At 66.7% G+C, this 20,595-nt stretch carries 15 protein-coding genes; 12 read left to right on the plus strand and 3 right to left on the minus strand.

Going from position 1 to position 20,595, the window contains the following annotated elements; all coding sequences use genetic code 11:
• The first annotated feature begins 20 nt into the window (after positions 1-20).
• Positions 21-1,418 (plus strand): branched-chain amino acid transporter BcaP, encoded by a 1,398-nt coding sequence (gene bcaP / locus AC07VI_RS11175; protein ID WP_086147402.1) that lies wholly within the window; start codon positions 21-23, stop codon positions 1,416-1,418.
• A 24-nt stretch (positions 1,419-1,442) separates the two neighbouring features.
• Here the strand turns inward: bcaP and AC07VI_RS11180 are convergent, their stop codons facing one another.
• Positions 1,443-3,101: a methyl-accepting chemotaxis protein gene (locus tag AC07VI_RS11180; RefSeq protein WP_494808792.1), complete on the minus strand. Its 1,659-nt coding sequence runs from the start codon at positions 3,099-3,101 to the stop codon at positions 1,443-1,445.
• Positions 3,102-3,557: 456 nt separating this feature from the next.
• Between AC07VI_RS11180 and AC07VI_RS11185 the strand changes: the two genes are divergently transcribed.
• From AC07VI_RS11185 to AC07VI_RS11220, 8 genes are all read left to right on the plus strand, one after another.
• Complete coding sequence (locus tag AC07VI_RS11185) at positions 3,558-4,460, plus strand: GGDEF domain-containing protein (protein ID WP_086147404.1); 903 nt, start codon at positions 3,558-3,560, stop codon at positions 4,458-4,460.
• A gap of 57 nt (positions 4,461-4,517) precedes the next feature.
• Positions 4,518-5,021 (plus strand): chemotaxis protein CheW, encoded by a 504-nt coding sequence (locus tag AC07VI_RS11190; RefSeq protein WP_086147405.1) that lies wholly within the window; start codon positions 4,518-4,520, stop codon positions 5,019-5,021.
• Positions 5,022-5,071: 50 nt separating this feature from the next.
• Positions 5,072-6,130 carry an HD domain-containing phosphohydrolase gene (locus AC07VI_RS11195; protein WP_492993861.1) on the plus strand — a complete coding sequence of 353 codons (1,059 nt, stop codon included), beginning with the start codon at positions 5,072-5,074 and terminating at the stop codon, positions 6,128-6,130.
• A gap of 14 nt (positions 6,131-6,144) precedes the next feature.
• Positions 6,145-7,290, plus strand: a complete 1,146-nt coding sequence (locus AC07VI_RS11200) for an FIST signal transduction protein (protein WP_099420471.1) — start codon at positions 6,145-6,147, stop codon at positions 7,288-7,290.
• Positions 7,287-10,835 (plus strand): response regulator, encoded by a 3,549-nt coding sequence (locus tag AC07VI_RS11205; RefSeq protein ID WP_099375396.1) that lies wholly within the window; start codon positions 7,287-7,289, stop codon positions 10,833-10,835. The genes AC07VI_RS11200 and AC07VI_RS11205 overlap by 4 nt, the downstream gene beginning before the upstream one ends.
• Before the next feature lie 61 nt (positions 10,836-10,896).
• Positions 10,897-12,690, plus strand: a complete 1,794-nt coding sequence (locus AC07VI_RS11210; protein ID WP_086147409.1) for a PHA/PHB synthase family protein — start codon at positions 10,897-10,899, stop codon at positions 12,688-12,690.
• Positions 12,691-12,721: 31 nt separating this feature from the next.
• On the plus strand, positions 12,722-13,567 hold the full coding sequence (locus AC07VI_RS11215; protein WP_099375394.1) for a universal stress protein: 846 nt from the start codon (positions 12,722-12,724) through the stop codon (positions 13,565-13,567).
• Between the two features lie 142 nt (positions 13,568-13,709).
• The gene (locus AC07VI_RS11220) at positions 13,710-14,408 is read left to right on the plus strand and encodes an alpha/beta hydrolase (RefSeq protein ID WP_492993858.1); all 699 of its coding nucleotides are present in this window, start codon (positions 13,710-13,712) and stop codon (positions 14,406-14,408) included.
• Between the two features lie 222 nt (positions 14,409-14,630).
• Here the strand turns inward: AC07VI_RS11220 and AC07VI_RS11225 are convergent, their stop codons facing one another.
• Positions 14,631-15,617: a magnesium and cobalt transport protein CorA gene (locus AC07VI_RS11225; protein WP_086147412.1), complete on the minus strand. Its 987-nt coding sequence runs from the start codon at positions 15,615-15,617 to the stop codon at positions 14,631-14,633.
• 91 nt (positions 15,618-15,708) lie between these two features.
• Positions 15,709-16,317 (minus strand): hypothetical protein, encoded by a 609-nt coding sequence (locus AC07VI_RS11230; protein ID WP_139842589.1) that lies wholly within the window; start codon positions 16,315-16,317, stop codon positions 15,709-15,711.
• Positions 16,318-16,582: 265 nt separating this feature from the next.
• Between AC07VI_RS11230 and AC07VI_RS11235 the strand changes: the two genes are divergently transcribed.
• The 3 genes from AC07VI_RS11235 (at position 16,583) to AC07VI_RS11245 (ending at position 20,555) form a co-directional block, all read left to right on the plus strand.
• Positions 16,583-17,110: a sigma-70 family RNA polymerase sigma factor gene (locus AC07VI_RS11235; RefSeq protein ID WP_253251967.1), complete on the plus strand. Its 528-nt coding sequence runs from the start codon at positions 16,583-16,585 to the stop codon at positions 17,108-17,110.
• Positions 17,107-18,063 carry a FecR domain-containing protein gene (locus AC07VI_RS11240; protein ID WP_099375390.1) on the plus strand — a complete coding sequence of 319 codons (957 nt, stop codon included), beginning with the start codon at positions 17,107-17,109 and terminating at the stop codon, positions 18,061-18,063. Before AC07VI_RS11235 ends, AC07VI_RS11240 begins: the two co-directional genes overlap by 4 nt.
• Positions 18,064-18,125: 62 nt before the next feature.
• Complete coding sequence (locus tag AC07VI_RS11245) at positions 18,126-20,555, plus strand: TonB-dependent siderophore receptor (protein ID WP_492993855.1); 2,430 nt, start codon at positions 18,126-18,128, stop codon at positions 20,553-20,555.
• Positions 20,556-20,595 lie beyond the last annotated feature (40 nt).

The following is a 20,595-nucleotide window of genomic DNA, read 5'->3' on the forward strand; positions in this document are numbered from 1 at the left end:
AAAAACCACCAGGAGACACAGTGAGCTTATTTAGAACCAAGAATTTGGATGATATGATTGCCCACAGCAAGAAGCCGGGAGGACTGGCCAAGGTGCTGGGGCCCTTCGACCTGGTGCTCATGGGCATAGGCGCCATCGTCGGCACCGGTATTTTCGTGCTCACCGGCACAGGCGCCCTGACGGCCGGCCCGGCCCTGTCGCTGTCCTTCGTCGTGGCGGCCGTCGCCTGCTGCTTCGCCGCCCTCTGCTATGCGGAATTCGCCTCCACCGTGCCGGTGGCCGGCTCCATCTACACCTACAGCTATGCCACCCTCGGTGAGCTGGCCGCCTGGATGATAGGCTGGGACTTGCTGCTCGAGTACGGTCTGGCCGCGGCCGCCGTCTCCGTCGGCTGGTCCGGCTACTTCCAGTCGCTGCTGTCCGGATTTGGCGTCACCCTGCCCGTGGCCCTGACGGCCGCACCGGGCGCGCTGCCCGGCGTGACCACCTTCATCAACCTGCCGGCCCTCGTCATCATGCTGCTGCTGACGGCCATGCTGGGCTGGGGCGTGCGCGAATCGGCGCGCCTGAACAACATCATGGTGGCCATCAAGGTGGGCGTGGTGCTGCTGTTCATCATCTTCGGCGCGCGTCACGTGCAGCCGGCCAACTGGCAGCCCTACATGCCGTTCGGCTACCACGGCATGCTGAGCGCCGCCGCCCTCGTCTTCTTCGCCTTCATCGGCTTTGACGCCGTCACTTCGGCCGCCGAGGAAGTCAAGAAGCCGTCGCGCGACCTGCCGATCGGCATTATCGGCTCGCTGGCCGTGTGCGCCGTGCTGTACGTGGTGGTCTCGGCCATCATGACGGGCATCGTGCCATATCAAAAATTCCTCGGCGTCGACCATCCCGTCTCGCTGGCCCTGCAGTATGCGGGCGAAAACTGGATCGCCGGCTTCGTCGACCTGGGCGCCATCCTCGGCATGACCACGGTGATCCTCGTGATGGCCTTCGGCCAGACGCGCATCATCTTCGCCATGTCGCGCGACGGCCTGCTGCCCAAGCGCCTGTCGACCGTGCACCCGCGCTTCCACACGCCGTTCTTCGCCACCTGGCTGGTCGGCATCGTCTTCGGCCTGATCGCCGCCACGATCCCGCTCAACATCCTCGCCGAGCTGATCAACATAGGCACGCTGGCCGCCTTCACCATGGTCTCCGTCGCTGTCGTGGTGCTGCGCAAGAAGCGTCCCGACCTGCCGCGCGCCTTCCGCTGCCCCGGCGTGCCGTACGTGCCGGCGCTGGCCGTGATCCTGTGCGTGGGCCTGATGAGCTTCCTCAGCTGGGTCACCTGGATGGCCTTTTCCATCTGGCTGGTGATCGGCCTGGCCATCTACTTCGGCTACGCGCGCCGGCGTTCGCTGCTGCACCCGCCAGCCTGACCGGCCCGCGCACCGCTGCCGCCCTCACGCCGGCAGCGGCCGCGCCGGCCCCGGCACGGACAACAGCTTGCGCGCTGCGGCGGCCCGGGCGGGCGGCCGTGACGGGGCGCCGGCCGCCACACTGCGCACCAGCTGGAAGGAATCGACCAGCGTTGCCAGTTGCACGGCCTGCTGCTGCATGTCGGCCGCCGCGGCGGCGGCCTGCTCGACCAGGGCCGCATTTTGCTGCGTCACGTCATCCATCTGCGTGATGGCATGGTTGACCTGCTCGATGCCCTCGCTCTGCTCCTGGCTGGCGGCCGTGATGTCGGCCATGTAGCCGGCCACCTGGCGCACCGACTGCTCGATATCGGCCATCGTCCTGCCGGCGTCCTGTACCAGCCTGCTGCCCACGTCCACCTTGTCGACCGAATCGCTGATCAGCACCTTGATTTCCTTGGCCGCCTGGGCCGAGCGGTGCGCCAGGTTGCGTACCTCGGACGCCACCACGGCAAAGCCGCGCCCCTGTTCCCCGGCCCGCGCCGCTTCCACGGCCGCATTCAGGGCCAGGATATTCGTCTGGAAGGCGATGCCGTCGATCACGCCGATGATGTCGACGATCTTGCGCGAGCTGTCCTGGATCGTGCCCATGGTGGCGATCACCTGCGACATGGCTTGCTCGCCCCTGTGCGCGGTCTCCGATGCGGTGCTGACGAGGCGGTTCGCCTCGCGCGCATTGTCGGCATTCTGCCTGACCGTGCCCGTCAGCTCTTCCATCGACGACGCCGTCTCCTCCAGCGTGCTGGCCTGCGACTCCGTGCGCCGCGACAGGTTCGCATTGCCTGCGGCGATTTCCTCGGCGCCGCGGCCCACCACCCCCGTCGATTCCTTGATTTGCCCGACCAGCAGCTTGACGTTCGTCTGCAGCACGCGCAGCGCCTGCACTACCGCCGTCAGTTCGTCGTTGCCGCTGGCGCTGATGCTGCCCGATAAATCACCGGCGCTCATGCGCTCGATATCGCTGCGCATGCGCTCCAGCGGCGCCACGGCCGAGCGCTGCAAGGTGTAGCCGCCCGCCGCGCACGACACCACGCCGCACAGGGTACTGAACAGCATCGGCATGCCGGCGTGTCCCGCCGCCACGTAGGAAATGGCCGGCGCGGCGACAAACAGCAGCGCCAGGGTGCCGAAGACGAGGCCCATCCTGGCGCGCAGCGACAGCTGCGCCATCAGCTTCAGGCGCCGCAGGGCCGAGCGGGGCACGGCGGCGCCTTCGCGCACTTCGAGCGTCGTGCTGCCTTGCTTGATGGCCTGGTATGCGCGCTCGGCGGCGGCCACCTGTTCCCGGCTGGGTTTCACGCGGATCGAGGTGTAGCCCACCATCTGGCCGTTTTCCAGCATCGGCGCGGCATTCGCTTCCACCCAGTAGTAATCGCCATTCTTGCAGCGGTTCTTGACCATGCCCGTCCACGCCTTGCCGCTCTTGATGGTGCGCCAGAAGTCGGCGAAGGCCTCGACCGGCATGTCCGGATGGCGCACGATGTTTTGCGGCGCGCCGATCAGCTCCTCGGCCGAAAAGCCGCTGATGTCGATGAAATCCTGGTTGACATAGGTGATATTGCCCTTCAGGTCAGTCTTCGATACCACCGTCTGACCATCGTGAAGCACATATTCCCTGTTCGTTACCGGCATATTTGTACGCATGTCTGTCTCCTCTATCTACATTGACCGGGCTTGCACCGTCCGCTTGAGCGCCATTCACTACTGGCTGCTGCCTGGATCCCGAAGGAGCGGGAGGAGCATCGTTGCAACAACTCCTCATCCTGCCGCTCATTCACTACTTTTTGATTTAGATCAAATTTATTTTGCTACATAAATTTACCAATTACAACATTTAAATTAAAAATTTAAACGAATTTGTCATTTTTGAAATGGTGACAAACGGATAGATTCCCGCGCCGCCACAGTGAAAAACACGCTACCAGGCGGATATCAAGCAAAAAAACCACAGTTGCGCCATGAATACAAATCATTAAAATCATGAAATTCATTGCATTCTATTTTATTTGAGGTATGATGATTGACATGGGGAAATAAAACCGATGCGAAGACATCGTGGCTTCGCCTTCGGAAATCCGCACCTATGTAGGGGAGATACGCATGAACAAAGTCCTGGCCTTGCGCCTGCTCGACGCCGCAGAAGACGCTGCCGTCATCATCGACGCCGCTTCACGCATCCAGTATGCAAACGACGCCATGTATGCGCTGAGCGGCTATACGCCGGGCAGCCTCGCGGGACAGCAAATCGAGGCGCTGCTGCCGGACGCCGTGCGCGAGCAGCACGGCGCGCAGATCAGCGCCTATCTGGCCGGCGAAAAGAAATCCAGGGTTCTCGGGCACAAGCGCCATTTCGCCATTCGCCACCACGACGGCTCGATGCTGCCCATCGTGCTCAAGGCCATGGACCTGGGCAAGCTCGGCGACGACAACTACATGGGCGCCTTTTTCATCGACCAGCGCCGCGAGCGCGCCATCGAGCAGCAGAATGCGGCCCGCTGGCAGCAACTGCAGCGCATCGCCCTGAGCGACCCGCTGACCCACCTGCCCAACCGCCGCGCCTTCGAGGTCGAAGCCGTGCGCTCGGCCGCGCGGGCCAGGCGCGCGCGCAGCTCCCTGGCCATCGGCATCGCCGACATCGATTTCTTCAAGCACGTCAACGACCAGCATGGCCATGCCGCCGGCGACGCCGTCCTGCAAGCCGTCGCCGCCGTGTTCCAGTTCCAGGCGCGGGCCTCGGACGTCGTCGCCCGCGTGGGCGGCGAGGAATTCGGCTTCCTGTTCCCGCATACGGACATGGCCAAGGCCTGCCAGGTGGCCGAGCGCATACGCTGCGCCGTGGAAGAGACGCGTTTCGAGTTCGGCAAGCTGCACATTCCCGTGACGATCAGTATCGGCCTGGCGCCGCTGCCAGACAGCGGCGACTGGAAGGAGGGCTTCATGCGCGCCGACGCCGCGCTGTACCAGGCCAAGAACAATGGCCGCAACCGCATCGAGCAAGCCTGAGTACCCGGCCACATCCGGCTTTTCATTCACCACGCAGCACCTGACAGGAGCAAGCACATGGAAACCACCACGACACACGCCGCAGCAGCGAGCCAGCTGGCGCAAGCGGACGCCCGGGAATTGCTGGTCTTCGGACTCGGCAAGGAGGAATATGCGATCGACATCGGCCTGGTGCAGGAAATCCGCGGCTACGGCGCCGTCACCCGCATCGCCAACGCCCCCGCCTTCCTCAAGGGCTTCATCCACCTGCGCGGCAGCATCGTGCCGCTGGTCGACCTGCGCATCTCGCTGGGCCAGGCCGACCCCGCCTACGACGCCTCGACCGTGGTGATCATCCTGATCTTCGCGCATGGCGCCACCGGCATCGTGGTCGACCGCGTGGCCGACGTGGTGCCGCTGGCGCCGGCGCAGATCAAGCCGCCGCCGCAGCTGCACGGCTCGGCGATGGCCGGCCACGTGACGGCCATCGGCGCCCTGGACGAACGCATGCTGATCGTGCTCGACATGGATAGCCTGCTGGCGGGCATGGGCATGCACGCCGGCGGAAAACTGGCGGCCTGAGACAGCCGCCAGCCCCTTCCAGCATACGAACCCGCCCCGCCGGAGACACCATGAGCATCCTGATCGTCGACGACAACGACACCAACCTGCACCTGCTTTCGAGTTTGGCCCACAAGGCCAGCGCCATCGATCCCGTCTGCATGAACGATCCCATCGATGCCCTGTACTGGTGCGAATCGCACGTGCCGGACCTGGTCTTGCTCGACTACCGGATGCCCAGCCTGTCGGGCAATGAATTTCTCAGCATCTTCCGCAAGATGCCGCACATGGCCGATATCCCCATCATCATGGTGACCACGGAAAACGACCGCGCCGTGCGCAACCAGGCGTTTTCTCTGGGCGTGACGGAATTTCTCACCAAACCCGTCGACACCGTCGAGTTCAGTTTGCGCGTACGCAACCTGCTGGCCCTGCGCACGGCGCAAACCATGCTGGCCGACCGCGCCAAGCTGCTCGAGCACGAGGTGCGCCAGGCCATCGCCGACGTTACGGCGCGCGAAATGGAGCTGGTCACGCGCCTGGCGCGGGCGGCCGAATTCCGCGACCCCGAAACGGGCGGCCACATCATGCGCATGGCCCGCTACTCGGCGCTGATCGCCAGCAACCTGGGACTGACGCCGGAATGGCAGGAGCTGCTGCTCAAGGCGGCGCCCATGCACGACGTGGGCAAGCTGGCCACGCCCGACCACATCCTGCTCAAGCCGGGCCGGCTGGACCCCGATGAAATGGCCATCATGCGCCAGCATGCGGAAATCGGCGGCCAGATCCTCGCCGGCAGCGATTCGCCGCTGATCCGCCTGGCCGAGGAAATCGCCAGCGGCCACCATGAAAAATACGACGGCAGCGGCTATCCGCGCGGCCTGGCGGGCGAGCGGATACCTTTGTCGGCGCGCATCGTGGCCGTGGCCGACGTCTTCGACGCCCTCAGTTCGGAGCGCCCGTACAAGCCGGCCTGGCCTTTGGAGCAGGCGCGCCTGTTCCTGCAGCAGAACAAGGGCAGCCATTTCTGCCCGCGCTGCATCGACGCCTTCCTGGGCGCCTGGGACGAGGTGCTGGCCATCCGCGACAGCCTGCCCGACCCCGTCCATCCCCACGCCCACCCACTCTAAGCGAGGAGCCTGCCATGCGCCTGCAACAACTGATCCTGAACAACCATGCCGACTTCGACGCGGCCCTGGCGCCGCTGGCGCTGATGCAGCCGCACCTGGTGCTGGTCTTCGGCGCCTGCGCCTACTTTGCCGCGCCCGAACTGAGCGCGGCGCTGCGGCGCCGCCTGCCGGGGGCCGTCATCGCCGGCTGCTCCACCGCCGGCGAAATCGCCGGCAAGCGCGTCTACGACGACAGCTGCGTCATCACCGCCATCCGCTTTGCCCATACGACGGTGGCCATCGCCGACGCCATCATCTGCGACATGGCCGATTCGCACGATACGGGCGAGCGCCTGGCGCAGGCGCTGCCGCAGGAGGGCCTGGCGGCCGTCTTCATGCTGGGCACGGGCGTGGCCATCAACGGCAGCGCCCTGATCGCCGGCCTGCAGGCGAACCTGCCGCCCGGCGTGACGGTGTCCGGCGGGCTGGCGGCCGATGGCGGCGCCTTCCGCCAGACGTGGACCCTGGGTCCGCGCGGCGCGGCCGACAATACCGTCGTTGCCGTCGGCCTGTACGGCGAGCGCATCCGCCTCGGCTACGGCAGCCATGCGGGCTGGGAAGCGTTCGGCCCCGCGCGCAAGGTGACGCGCTGCGTCGGCAACGTGCTGTATGGCCTCGACGGCGCGCGCGCGCTCGACATCTACAAGCTGTACCTGGGCGACTATGCGCGCGACCTGCCCGGCTCGGGCCTGCTGTTCCCCTTTGAAATGCTGTCGGCCGCGCATGAGAAAAGCAATGTCTTCCGCACCATCCTGGCCGTCGACGAGGAACAGGGCTCGCTGACCCTGGCCGGCGACATCCTCGCCGACGGCTATCTGAAATTGATGCATTCGAGCACCAATAAACTGATCGACGGCGCGGAAACGGCCGCCCGCGGCGTCGCGCCGCAGCCCGACGCCGTGGGTGAGCAGCTGGCCCTGCTGGTCAGCTGCGTGGGGCGCAAGCTGGTCATGGGCGACCGGGTCGATGAAGAAGTCGAGGCCGTGGCCGACCTGCTCGGCGGCGGCGCGACCTGCATCGCCGGGTTCTACTCGAATGGCGAAATCGGCATCGCCCAGCCGCAGGGCGCGTGCCAGCTGCATAACCAGACGATGACCGTGACCGTGCTGAGCGAAACATGAACCGCACCCTCGCACGCCAATTGAGCCGGGTCTGCAACATCGACTCGGAGGGCGCCCGCGACGCCCTGCTGGCGCAGGCGCAGGCGGCGGGCGCGCTGCCCGGCACGCCGCCCGAACTGGCTGGCTTCCTGGCCGGCCTGCCGGCCCTGCTGCAGCGCATCGACAGCGCCTACGACCAGTCCGAGCGCGACCTGGACTTGCGAACGCGCAGCCTGGAGCTCAGTTCCACGGAACTGAGCCTGACCAATGACCTGCTGCGCACGGAACTGGCCAGCCGCAACCGCGTCCTGCAATCGCTGCGCGTGGCGGCCGCGCGCCTGCTCGACACCAACGATTCCGGCCTGCACCTGCCACAGGAAGGCGATGTCGAGGGCCTGTCGGTGCTGCTGGCCGACCTGGTGGCGCAGCAGGAACTGCGCCGCATCGAGCTGCTGAACCAGCGCTTTGCGATGGATCAACACGCCATCGTCAGCATCACCGACACGGCCGGCGTCATCATCTACGTCAACGACAAGTTCTGCGCCATCAGCGGCTACGCGCGCGAAGAGCTGATCGGCCAGACGCACCGCCTGATCAATTCTCACGCGCACCCGGACGCCTTTTTCGCGCAGATGTGGCAAACCATCACCACGGGCCAGGTATGGCACGGCGAAATCTGCAACCACGCCAAGAACGGCGGACAATACTGGGTGGACGCCACCATCGTGCCCTTCCTCGACGCGGCCGGCAAGCCCTATCAGTACATCGCCATCCGCACGGAAATCAGCGAAAGCAAGCGCATGGCCGAGACCATCGCGAAAAGCGAGCGCGAATACCGCAATGTCGTCAACAGCCTCAATGAAGTGGTGTTCCGCACGGACCTGCAGGGCGCCTGGACCTTCCTCAATCCGGCCTGGCATACCATCACCGGTTTTGCCATCGCCGACAGCCTGGGCCGCAACGTGCTGCACTTTATCGACGCGCGCGACCGCGACCGCGCCGCCGCCGGCCTGGCCCAGCTGCAATCGGGCCAGGTGGACAGCATGCGCCATGAAGCGCGCTATGTCACCCGCGACGGCAACGTGCGCTGGATCGACGTGTGCGCGCGCGCCGAACACGACGGCCACGGGCGGCTGGCCGGCATCACGGGCAGCCTGACCGACATCACGGAGCGCCGCCTGGCGGCGCGCGAGCTGCGCCACAACCTCAATTTCGTCGACGCGCTGATCGAGACCATCCCGATTCCCCTGTACCTGAAGGACGTGCAGGGCCGCTACCTGCGCGCCAACCGCGCCTTCTGCGCCTTCTTCCAGCGCGCCCAGCCGGACATCCTGGGGCGGACGGCGGCCGACCTGCTGCCGCAGCAGGAGGCGCAGCAGGTGGCGCGGCAGGATGTGCGCCTGATGCTCGACAAGGGCAAGCAGACGTATGAAGACCGGCTGACCGTCGGCGCGCGCCAGGTCGATGTGCTGTTCAGCAAGGCGGCCCTGCTGAAGTCGGACGGCGGCTTGAGCGGCCTGGTGGGCACCCTGGTCGACATTTCCAGCCAAAAGGCGGCCGAACGCGCGCTGCTGCTGGCCAAGGAAGTGGCCGAATCGGCCAGCCGCTCGAAGAGCGAGTTCCTGGCCAACATGAGCCACGAGATCCGCACGCCGATGAACGGCATCCTCGGCATGACGGACCTGGTGCTCGACTCCCAGCTCGATGCCCACCAGCGCAAGTACCTGGAAATCGTCAAGGCATCGGCCGACGCGCTGCTGTGCATCATCAACGACATCCTCGACTTCTCGAAGATCGAGGCGGGCATGCTGACGCTGGAAAGCATCCCCTTCGACCTGCGCCAGCTGATGCAGGAAACCATGCGCGCCCACGCCATGCGCGCGCAGGCCAGCGGCCTGGAGCTGGTGCTCGACCTCGATCCCGCGCTGCCGCAGACCGTGCTGGGCGACCCTGGCCGCCTGCGCCAGGTGCTGACCAACCTGACGGGCAACGCCATCAAGTTCACGCCGCATGGCGAAGTGATCGTCAGCGCCCGGCTGCGCGCCAGCGGCGACGGCATGGCGCAACTGCAGCTGGGCGTGCGCGATACCGGCATCGGCATCGCCGCCGACATGCAGGAGGCCGTCTTTGACGCCTTCCAGCAGGAAGACGGCTCGACCACGCGGCGCTTCGGCGGCACGGGACTGGGCCTGTCGATCACGCGGCGCCTGGTGACGATGATGAAAGGCGAGATCCGCCTGTCGAGCGAACTGGGCAAGGGAAGCACCTTCAGCGTGGACCTGGCCCTGCCCGTCAGCGGCAACCGCCTGCCTCCGCCGCCGCCCGGCGCCTCGCTGGCGGGACGCAGTATCACGCTGGTCGACGACAATCCCAGCAGCCTGGCCATCCTGCGCAGGATCTTCGAGCACTGCGGCGCCACGGTCGCCGCCTGCGAGTCCGGCGAGGCGGCGCTGGACAGCTGCCGCGCCAGCCTGCCGACGGACTGCATCATCATGGACTGCGCCATGCCCGGCATGAACGGCTTCGACACGGCCACGGCCCTGGCCGCCCTGCCCCACTGGAGCCAGGTGCCCATCGTCATGCTGTCATCGAGCGGCAGCCTGGGCGACGCGGCGCGCTGCCGCGAACTGGGCATCCAGGGCTACCTGCTCAAGCCCGCCAGCGCCGAGGAACTGCTGAGCATCACCCTGAGCGTGCTGGGCACGTGCCGCGGCACGCCCGGCGCCGCGCCCGCGGCCACGCGCCACTGCGACCGGGACAGCATGCCCGGCCTGGACATCCTGCTGGTCGAAGACAATGCCATGAACCGCGAACTGGCCACCGTGCTGCTGACGAATGCGGGGCACAGGGTCGCGCATGCGGCGCATGGCCGCGAAGCGCTCGAACGCCATGCGGCCGGCCGCTTCGACCTGATCCTGATGGATCTGCAAATGCCGGAAATGGGCGGTTTCGAAGCGACGGCGCAAATCCGCCAGCGCGAAGCGCAGGGCATGCCGAAAAGCATCATCATCGCCATGACGGCCAGCGCCTTCGAAGGCGACCGCGAACGCTGCATCGCCGGCGGCATGGATGACTATCTGTCCAAACCGTTCCGCACGGCCGCCTTCCAGAGCCTGATCCGGCAGCACGTGTTGCAAATAAGAAAACATGCGCCGCGCCCCGCCATGCCGCCTGACGCGGCGCCGCCGGCGACGCACAGCGCACCCGACTTTCACTATGGCGCCGCGCTGGCCAATGCCGACGCCGACGTGATCGCCATCATCGGCGCGTCCTTCCTGGCCGGCTTGCCGGCGCAGCTGGCGACCCTGCGCGCGGCCCTGCAGGCGGACGACCGGGCCACCGTCAGCCGCCAGGCGCATACCCTGGCCGGCTTGCTGGGCAACTTCCATGCCGTCCCCGCCATCGCCATCGCCACGGCCATCGAAGGCGAAGCGGCGTCCGCCGGGCCGGCGGCGCTGCTGGCAAGCGTCGATGCGCTGGAAGCCCAGCTGCGGCTGTTTGCGGAGGAAGCGGGAGCGGCCATCAAGGAGACGCCGCGCCTGCTGCACGCATCCGGGCAAACTTGATGTAGATCATAATTTTTTGAACAAGCTCTTGCTATCCTGTAAAAAAATAGCCGGAGCCCCTATGAGCATCACGCAGCACGCTACACAAGACAACGAACGCCTGGGCAGCGCCTGGCAAGGCGTGCCCGCGCCGTGCTACCCGGAAAACGCGCCCTCAGGCGCCACCCTGGACCTGTTCCTGAACGCCTGGCTGGGCAAGTTCACGGGCGGCATCTCCCCCGCCGCGCTGGGCAATGCCTATGCCGACTGGCTCAGCCACCTGGCGCTGGCGCCGTCGAAGCAGCAAACATTGCTGCAGGAAGCGTGGAAGAAGCTCGCGCGCTGGCAGCAGTACGCGCTGCAGTCGGCGCAGCCCGGCACCACGTTCGAGCAGCCGTGCATCGCGCCGCTGCCGCAGGACCGGCGCTTCGAGGACCCGGCCTGGCAGCGCTGGCCGTACAACCTCATCTACCAGGGCTTCTTGCTGCAGCAGCAATGGTGGCACCGCGCCACCACGGGCGTGCGCGGCGTCTCGCCGCATCACGAGGACGTCGTCACCTTTACGGTGCGCCAGTGGCTCGACATGCTGGCGCCGTCGAACTTCATGCTGACCAATCCCGTGGTGCAGGAAGCAACACTGCACAGCGGCGGCGCCAACCTGGCGCGCGGCATGCGGCACCTGGCCGAGGACTGGCGCCGCGCCGCCATGGGTCCCGCCGCGCCCGGCGAGGCAGCATTCCGGGTCGGCGCCGACGTGGCCGTCACGCCGGGCAAGGTGGTCTACCGCAACGACCTGATCGAACTGCTGCAGTACGCGCCGGCCACGGCAAGCGTGCATGCGACGCCGCTGCTGTTCGTGCCGGCCTGGATCATGAAGTACTACATCCTCGACCTGTCGCCGCATAATTCGCTGGTGCGCTACCTGGTCGCACAGGGCCACACGGTCTTCATGATTTCCTGGAAAAATCCGCTGGAGGCGGACCGCGAGCTGTCGCTGGAAGACTACCGCCAGCTGGGCGTGATGGACGCGCTCGACGCCGTCGCCCGCATCACCGGCGCGCCCCAGGTGCACGCGGCCGGCTACTGCCTGGGCGGCACCCTGCTGGCGATTGCCGCCGCCACGATGGCGCGCGACGGCGACGCGCGCCTGGCCAGCATCACCATGCTGGCCTCGCAGGTGGACTTCAAGGAACCGGGCGAGCTGTCGCTGTTCATCGACGACAGCCAGGTGAGCTTCCTGGAGGCGGCCATGTGGAAGCAGGGCTACCTCGATACGCGGCAGATGGCCGGTGCCTTCCAGCTGCTGCGCTCGAACGACCTGATCTGGTCGCGCCGCCTGCGCCATTACCTGCTGGGACTCGATGAACAGGACAGCGACCTGATGGCCTGGAATGCGGACGCCACGCGCATGCCCTGCCGCATGCACTCGGAATACTTGCGCCAGCTGTTCCTGCACAACGACCTGGCCGAGGGCCGCTACCGCACGGCGGGCCGCCACATCGCCCTGCCGGACATCCATGCGCCCATCTTCGCCGTGGGCACCCTGACGGACCACGTGGCGCCGTGGCGCTCCGTCTACAAGCTGCAGCTGCTTACCGACACGGACGTCACCTTCCTGCTCACCTCGGGCGGCCACAACGCGGGCGTCGTCTCGCCGCCGGGCCAGCCGCGCCGCAGCTACCAGCTGGCCACGCACCGCCACGACGAGCCCTACATCGACGCCGACAGCTGGCAGCACGACGTGCCGCGCCAGCAGGGTTCCTGGTGGCCCGCCTGGCAGGCGTGGCTGGCGCAGCGCTCCGGCGCGCAGGTGGCGCCGCCGGCCATGGGCCCCGACCTGGGCGACGCTCCCGGCAGCTACGTGCTGCAACCTTGACAACCGAGACCCGACAACCGAGGAAAACGCCATGCCCTACACTACCCTGCTGGTCCATGTAGACAATTCACGCCACTGCGCGCAGCGCGTCCGCCTGGCCGTGCGCCTGGCCGTCGCCGAAGGCGCGCACCTGATCGGCTCGGCCATGAGCGGCATCTCGCGCTATGCGTACGGCGGCGGCGTCAACGCCTTGCAGTTTGCGCCAGCGCAAATGCAGGCGCTGCGCGGCCAGGCCAGCGAGGCGCTGCACGACTTCGAGCGCATCGCCCGCGAAGAGGGCCTGGGCGCCTATGAAACGCGCTTCGTCGACGACGATGCGCAAGGCGCCCTGCTGCTGCAGGCGCGCTATTGCGACCTGGTGATCCTCGGCCAGACGGACCCGCAGGACACGCCCTCGCGCGTCATCGCCGGCACGGCCGAATACCTGATGCTCCATTGCGGCCGTCCCGTGCTGATGGTGCCGCATGCCCCTGCCGCCGTCCCCGCGCACACGGGCCAGCGCCCGCTGCTGGCCTGGAACGGCAGCGCCGAGGCGCTGCGCGCCATCACCGATGCGCTGCCGCTGCTGCAGCGCGCGCAGCAAGTCACCCTGGCCGTCGTCAATTCGCACGCCCAGCCGGCCGCGCATGGCGAGCAGCCGGGCGCCGACCTGGCCCTGTACCTGGCGCGCCACGGCGTCAACGTCGACGTGCTGCAGCACGACACGCCGCCAGGCCAGGACGTGGGCGCGGCCCTGCTGGCCATGGCGGCGCAGCGCCAGTGCGACCTGGTCGTGATGGGCTGCTACGGCCACATGCGCCTGCGCGAAGCACTGCTGGGCGGCGTCACGCGCACGGTGCTGCAGGAAACGACCTTGCCCGTGCTGGTGTCGCACTAGCGCGGCCATGCGCTGGGAAAGATAAAGCGACGCCGGCGGCGGCGCGGGAAGGTCTACAATGGAGGCGCACCCGTCCGCCGCGCGGTTGCCCTAATGCAACTACGCGGTCTCCGCCGTTTCCTTTGCCATCAGGAGTATGCGCATGAGCCAGCCAGCCACCATCATCCTCGTCCACGGTTTCTGGGGCGGCGCCGCCCACTGGAGCCGCGTCATCGTCGAATTGCGCCGCCAGGGCCACACGGCCATCCGCGCCGTCGAGCTGCCGTTGACGTCGCTGGCCGACGACGCCGAACGCACGCGCAAGATGGTGGCGCAGGTGGAGGGGCCAGTATTGCTGGTAGGACACTCCTACGGCGGCGCCGTCATCAGCGTGGCCGGCAATGCGCCCAACGTGCAGGGACTCGTCTACATCGCCGCCTTCGCGCCCGATGCGGGCGAAAGTCCGGGCAGCATCACGCAGGAGCACCCGCCCCTGGGCGCGGCCAGCCTGCAGGGCGACAGCGACGGCTACCTGTGGGTCAAGCCAGAGCAATACCATGACAGCTTTTGCCAGGACCTCGATGCGGAAGAAGGCGCCGTGCTGGGCGTGGTCCAGAAAGCGCCGCTGGCCGGCACCTTCGGCGACACCGTCAGCGACCCGGCATGGCGCCACAAGCCGTCGTGGTACCAGATTTCCAGCGCCGACCGCATGATTTCCCCCGTCAACCAGGAACGCATGGCGGCGCGCCTGCAGGCAAGAAAAGTCATTACGCTGAACGCCAGCCACGCTTCGCTCGCTTCGCGGCCCGTCGAGGTGGCGGCGCTGATCCTGGAAGCGGCGGGCGCCGTGGCGCAGGCATGAACGGCACGGGCAAAAAGAAGGCTCCTGGGGTTCAGGAGCCTTGTGGCGTCGGACAGGAAATGTGTGCCGCACCGGCGGCTCTGGGGTACAGCGCCGGCCGGACACGCCATCCACGCCAAGGAGGTTCAAGCACCGTCAACCACCTTCACTCAGACACTTCATCGTAGCAGCTTATTTCGCGGCAAAACTCTCCAATATTTGCATGGCCGCCGCCGCCCGCCGCTACAGCCAGCCGTCGCGCTTCAGGCGCCGGTGCAGCAGGTAGCAGCCGACGAGGATGCCGGCGATCACGGCCGGATAGCTGCCGCGCCATTTCAGCTCCGGCATGAACTCGAAATTCATGCCGTACAGGCTGAAGACCATGGTGGGCACGGCCAGGATGGCGCCCCAGCCGGCCAGGCGCTTGACGACCTCGTTCTGGCGCAGCGAAATCTGGCCCAGCGCCACCTGCATGGCGGAATTGACCATTTCGCGCATCTGCCCCGCCGTGTGCGTGACCCGTTTCACATGGTCGAGGATGTCGCGGTAATAGATGCGGTTTTCCTTGGGCACGATATCGCCGTGGAAACGGATCAGCTGCGTGCAGATCTCGTGCAGCGGGTTGACGGCCGCGTCCAGTTTCAGCAGTTCCGTCTTGAGCTGGTAAAAATCCTGCAGCTTGTCTTCCGAGAGGCTGGGCTTGAACAGCTGGGTTTCGTATTGCTGGAATCTGGCCTGCAAATGGTCGATGCAGGGCTGGTACTGGTCGACGATGAAGTCGATGATGGCATACAGCACATAGCCGGGGCCGCTGGCCAGCTTGTCCGGCACGCTTTCCTTGCGTTCGCGCAACTTCGCATAGCCGGCCGAGGGGCCGTGGCGCACGGTGATAATAAAACGGCAACCAAGGAAGACGTGCGTCTCGCCGTAGACGATGGCGTCGCCATCGAGGCTGGCCGTGTGCAGCACCATGAACAGGGTGTCGCCGTACTCCTCGAGCTTGGGCCGCTCGTGCGCCGCTTGCGCATCCTCGACGGCCAGTTCATGCAGGCCGAAGGCGGACTCCAGCGCACCCATGGCGGTGGCGTCGGGACTGGCCAGGCCGATCCACACGAAGCAATCAGGGTCGCCGAGGAAGTCGCCTACCTTGTCGATGTCGAAATGGGCGATCTTCCTGCCATTGCGATACGCTTCGCAATTGACGACGGCGGCGTGGGTACTGAGATCCATGGTGATTGTCGGGCGGCGATGTCGGGTCGTCAGTATAACGGAATGAAAATTATCACTCTGTTAAGTCGGCCACCGTCGCCCGCAACGCAGCTTAAAACAGGCCGAACAGCGATTTTTTCGGCGCCGTGCAGCTGGCGGTGACGGGCGCCGCGATTTCCTGCCTGGCCGCCGGGTCCGTTACATCGAGCAGCACCTGCCTGCATTTGTTGTCGCCCAGGAAACGGAATTCCACCTGGTATTTCTTGCCCGCTTCCGGCGTCAGCTGCAGGGTCAGGGGGCCGCAGGACCCGGCGCGCAAGCCGTGCTCTGCCGGCCAGTCGGCGTACGCCTGCACCCAGACCGGCTCGCCCGCGCTCAGCGTTGTCTCCACGGCCGGCAGCACGCCCGTCATGCGCCGCGACCGCTCGACCATCTTCGAGATAAACGGCAGCAGTTTTTCGCGCAAGGTCGTGGCGTCGTACACCTTGCCCGCCGGCGTAAAGTCCTTGCACTCTTCGGCGCTGCTGCTGGTGCCGTAGTCCACCACCATCTGCTCGCCCGAAGATACCAGGCTCAGCTTCGCAACGGCCGGCACGGCGGCCGCTTGCGCCACGGCAGGCGCCTCTGCCGTGGCTTCCACCGCCGGCTTCGCCACAACTTCGTCAACCGCCTGGGTCGCCCCGGCATGCACGCTGGCCGCAGCCAGCAAGACACTCAACATACTACGCACACTATGATTAGACACAAAGACACCCAGATTCAGAATAAGTTTAAATGGAACACTAGTTTATTCAATACAACTAATGTTGCCGTAAAAGATAACACATTAAATATTTCTATGTGGCAATTTTATGCCATGCAAGCAAGATCAGGCCCAGCCATCCTCATTGACATTCAGGCACGCCCATGTAAAATGAGAACCATTCGCATTTAAGAAGGGCCAGCATCTGCCACGCATGGACTTCCGCGCCAACCTGGAGTGTGTCGTGACGTATGCCGTATCCCCTGCCGCCGATCCGCCAAGCCCGTATTGCCTCAGCCAGCTGTACGGCGAGCACCACCCGTGGCTGCTGCGCTGGCTGCGCGGCAAATTGTCGTGCACCGACCACGCGGCCGACCTGGCGCAGGACACCTTCGTCAAACTGCTGGCCACGCCCGCCGAACGCGCCGTCACCTTGCGCGAACCGCGCGCCTACCTGACCACCGTGGCGCGGCGCCTGCTGATCGACCATTACCGCCGGCAGTCGCTGGAGCAGGCCTGGCTGGCCACGCTGGCGCAGCTGCCCGCGCCCGCCGCGCCGTCGGCGGAAGAGCGTTTATTGATCCTGGAAACCCTGCACCAGATCGACGCCATGCTCGACGGCCTGGCGGCGAAAGTGCGCACGGCCTTTTTGCTGTCGCAGCTCGAAGGCATGGCGTATGCCGATATCGCCGCGCGCCTGCGGGTCAGCGAGCGCACCGTCAAGCGCTACATGGTGCAGGCGTTGGAACAGTGCATCGTGCTGCTGGCATGAGCACGGCCATCGATGCGCGCGCCGCGCGCGAGGCGGCGCACTGGATGATGCGCCTGCAGGGCGGCGAACTGGATGCCGCCGCGCGCCAGGGTCTGGACGGCTGGCGCGCCGCCCACCCCGACCATGAAACGGCCTGGCAGCGCGCCGAGCAGGTCTGCCGCGCCTTCGGCATGCTGCCCGCGCCGCTGGCCCTGCCCGTGCTCGACCGCCCGGCCGGCGCCGCCCGCCGCGCCGCGCTGAAAACCCTGGCCCTGCTGATCGTCGCCGGGCCGGCCGGCTGGAGCATGCTGAAGGTGGCGCCGTGGCAGGCATGGACGGCCGAGCTGCGCACGGCGACGGGCGAAATCCGCCGTCTCGCCTTGGCCGACGGCAGCGCCCTGGGCCTGAACACGGCCAGCGCCGCCGACATCGTTTTCAGCGCCAGCCTGCGCCTGGTCCTGCTGCGCGCCGGCGAGATTCACGTGGCGACCAGCCCCGATGCCCTCGGGCGGCCGTTCATCGTGCGCACCAGCAATGGCAGCATCCGCGCCCTCGGCACGCGCTTCACGGTGCGCCAGGACGACGGCCTGCTGGGCGCGCGCACCCGCGTGGCCGTCTCGCAGGGCGCCGTCGAAGTGCGGCCCGCCGAAGGCAGCCCCGTCATCGTGCAGGCGGGCTGGCAAGCCAGCTTCGACGCGTCGGCCGCCGGCGCGCCGCAGCCGCTGGCGCCCCGGGCCGATGCCTGGCTCAAGGGTTTGCTGTACGCGGACGACGCGCCGCTGGCCGACGTGCTGGCGCAGCTGGCCCGCTACCGCCACGGCGTGGTGCGCTGCGACCCGGCCGTGGCGCGGCTGCGCGTGTCGGGCGTGTACCAGCTGCATGATACGGATCAATTATTGTCACTATTGCAATCTTCGCTGCCCATCCGCGTGCGCCGCCACAGCCGTTTCTGGATTTCGCTCGAACCAGTATAAAAATTTCTGAAAAAAATGTCCCTTTCACGCATGTGCCCCGTCAATCCACACAGGACCAACACATGAACGAAGGGAAGCACCTGATGAAGCACTACCGCAACACCACCACGACCCTGGCCCTGCTGGGCAGCCTGGCCCTGACGCCGCCCGCATTCGCGCAGCAGCACCTGCCGCATCCGCAGAATGGCCCCGCGCGCCACTACCAGGTGGCCGCCGGCCCCCTCGGCACGGCCCTGTCCGCGTTTGCGGCCGACGCGGGCGTCAGCATCTCCGGCGCCGCCAGCCTGTACGCGGGCCTGGCGAGCAAGGGCTTGAGCGGCAGCTACAGCGTGGCCGACGGCTTCGCCCGCCTGCTCGACGGCAGCGGCCTCGTTGCCGTCGACCAGGGCGGCGGCAATTACGCCGTGCGCAGGCTGCCGTCGGCGGCCGAGGCAACCACCCTGCCCGGCATCGCCGTGCGCGCCACGGCTGAGCGCAGCACCAGCACGGAAGGGACGAATGCGTACACGACGCCGGCCACGGCCAGCGCCACGGGACTGGTGCTGTCCCTGCGCGAGACGCCGCAATCGGTCAGCGTCATCACGCGCCAGCGCATGGATGACCAGGACTTGCTGACGGTGCGCGACGTGCTGCGCAACACGCCCGGCATCGCCGTCAACCAGTTCGACACGGAGCGCAGCACGTTTTCCGCGCGCGGCTTCGACGTCGACAATTTCCAGTACGACGGCGTGCCCACCACTTATAAGGTGCAGTATTCGGGCGGCGAATCGGAAATGGATTCGCTGATCTACGACCGCGTGGAAGTGACGCGCGGCGCGACGGGCCTGCTGACGGGCGCCGGCTACCCGTCCGCCTCCATCAACCTGGTGCGCAAGCGGGCCAGCGCCAGGCAGTTCGAGGGGCAATGGTCGCTGGCGGCAGGTTCCTGGAGCGATTACCGCGGCACGCTCGACCTGGCCGCGCCGCTGAATGGCGACGGCTCCGTGCGCGGCCGCGTGGCGGGCGCCTGGCAGGACCGCAAATCGTTTACGAATGGCTATTCCAACCAGCGCCAGCTCGTCTACGCCACCGCCGAGGCGGACCTGGCACCCGGCACGGTGGCCACGGTGGGCGCCAGCTACCAGAAGAACGACCCGAAAGGCAGCAACTGGGGCGGCTTCCCGCTGTGGTACAGCGACGGTTCGCGCACCGATTTCGACCGTTCCGTCACCACGGCGCCCCGCTGGGCCGCCTGGGCCACCGAGCAGACCAACGTGCACGCCACCGTGGAACACGCGCTGGGACAAGGCTGGAAGGCGCAGGCGCAAGCCATGTACAGCAAGCACACGGAAGACACGCCGCTGGTGTTCCTGGCCGAACGGCCCGACCGCATCACGGGCCTGGGCATGCTCGGCTACCCGAACCGCTACATCGGCCAGCGCGACCAGAGCAGCGCCGACGTGAAGCTGTCAGGCCCGTTCAGCCTTGGCGGACGCCAGCACGAAGTCATCATCGGCGCCAATTACACGCTGCAGCATGCCGAGTTCAGCGTCAAGGAGGCGCTCGATCCCGAACCGATCGGCAATTTCCTCGCCTGGGACGGCAGCTACCCGCAGCCGGCCTGGGGCGAACCGGTGCTGTCGGAAAAATACACGACCAGGCAATATGGTGCGTACGGCGCGGCGCGCCTGAACCTGGCCGACAACGCCAGACTGATCGTCGGCGGTCGCCTGAGCCGCTGGGACAAGGACCGCACCGGCTTTGACGGCAGCGCCCGCTTCGCCTTCGCCAAGAGCAAATTCGTGCCCTATGCGGGCGTGGTGCTGGACCTGAACGACACGTATTCGGCGTATGCCAGCTACACGGACATCTTCCGCCCGCAGGAAAACCAGGACCGCGCGGGCGCCTGGCTGGACCCGCTGACGGGGCAAAGCATGGAAGTGGGCGTGAAGGGGGAACTGGCCGGCGGCCAGGCCAACGGCTCCATCGGCATCTTCGAGATCAAGCAGGACAAGCTGGCCCAGCCGGACGGCGCGCACCGGGTCCCCGGCACCACCACGCAGGCATACTATGCGGCGCGCGGCGCCACCAGCCGCGGCTTCGAGGCGGAATTGTCGGGCCGTCTGGCGCCCGGCTGGAACCTGATGGCCAGCGCCAGCCACTTCCGCGCCAGGGACCGCGAACAGCAGGATATCAACACCCTGTCGCCCCGCTCGACGGCGCGATTGTTCACCACCTGGAAAGTGCGCCCCGACCTCACCGTGGGCGGCGGCGTCAACTGGCAAAGCAAGTTCTACTTTGACGATGAAGGCACGAACGGCAAGGAGCGCGTGACGCAGGAAGCCTACAGCACGGTCAGCCTGATGGCCACGTACCAGCTGTCGCGCCAGCTGACGGCGCAGCTGAACGTGGAAAACGTGCTCGACAAGAAGTACATCAACATCAACACCTATGCGCAAGGCACGTACGGCGCGCCGCGCAGCGTGCGGGGGACGTTGACGTACCGGTTCTGATACAAGTTGTACAGCCATTAAGGGCCAGGCGAGCGGTGGC

The organism is Janthinobacterium sp. GW821-FHT03A03 (assembly GCF_059421435.1).

Excerpts from the sequence above, each read along its gene's own strand:
- AC07VI_RS11190 (WP_086147405.1), top strand. The coding sequence starts at position 4,518 with ATGGAAACCACCACGACACACGCCGCAGCAGCGAGCCAGCTGGCGCAA.
- AC07VI_RS11200 (WP_099420471.1), top strand. The coding sequence starts at position 6,145 with ATGCGCCTGCAACAACTGATCCTGAACAACCATGCCGACTTCGACGCG.
- AC07VI_RS11180 (WP_494808792.1), bottom strand. The coding sequence starts at position 3,101 with ATGCGTACAAATATGCCGGTAACGAACAGGGAATATGTGCTTCACGAT.
- AC07VI_RS11225 (WP_086147412.1), bottom strand. The coding sequence starts at position 15,617 with ATGGATCTCAGTACCCACGCCGCCGTCGTCAATTGCGAAGCGTATCGC.
- AC07VI_RS11230 (WP_139842589.1), bottom strand. The coding sequence starts at position 16,317 with ATGTTGAGTGTCTTGCTGGCTGCGGCCAGCGTGCATGCCGGGGCGACC.
- AC07VI_RS11210 (WP_086147409.1), top strand. The coding sequence starts at position 10,897 with ATGAGCATCACGCAGCACGCTACACAAGACAACGAACGCCTGGGCAGC.
- AC07VI_RS11195 (WP_492993861.1), top strand. The coding sequence starts at position 5,072 with ATGAGCATCCTGATCGTCGACGACAACGACACCAACCTGCACCTGCTT.
- AC07VI_RS11220 (WP_492993858.1), top strand. The coding sequence starts at position 13,710 with ATGAGCCAGCCAGCCACCATCATCCTCGTCCACGGTTTCTGGGGCGGC.
- AC07VI_RS11245 (WP_492993855.1), top strand. The coding sequence starts at position 18,126 with ATGAACGAAGGGAAGCACCTGATGAAGCACTACCGCAACACCACCACG.
- AC07VI_RS11205 (WP_099375396.1), top strand. The coding sequence starts at position 7,287 with ATGAACCGCACCCTCGCACGCCAATTGAGCCGGGTCTGCAACATCGAC.
- AC07VI_RS11185 (WP_086147404.1), top strand. The coding sequence starts at position 3,558 with ATGAACAAAGTCCTGGCCTTGCGCCTGCTCGACGCCGCAGAAGACGCT.
- AC07VI_RS11215 (WP_099375394.1), top strand. The coding sequence starts at position 12,722 with ATGCCCTACACTACCCTGCTGGTCCATGTAGACAATTCACGCCACTGC.
- AC07VI_RS11240 (WP_099375390.1), top strand. The coding sequence starts at position 17,107 with ATGAGCACGGCCATCGATGCGCGCGCCGCGCGCGAGGCGGCGCACTGG.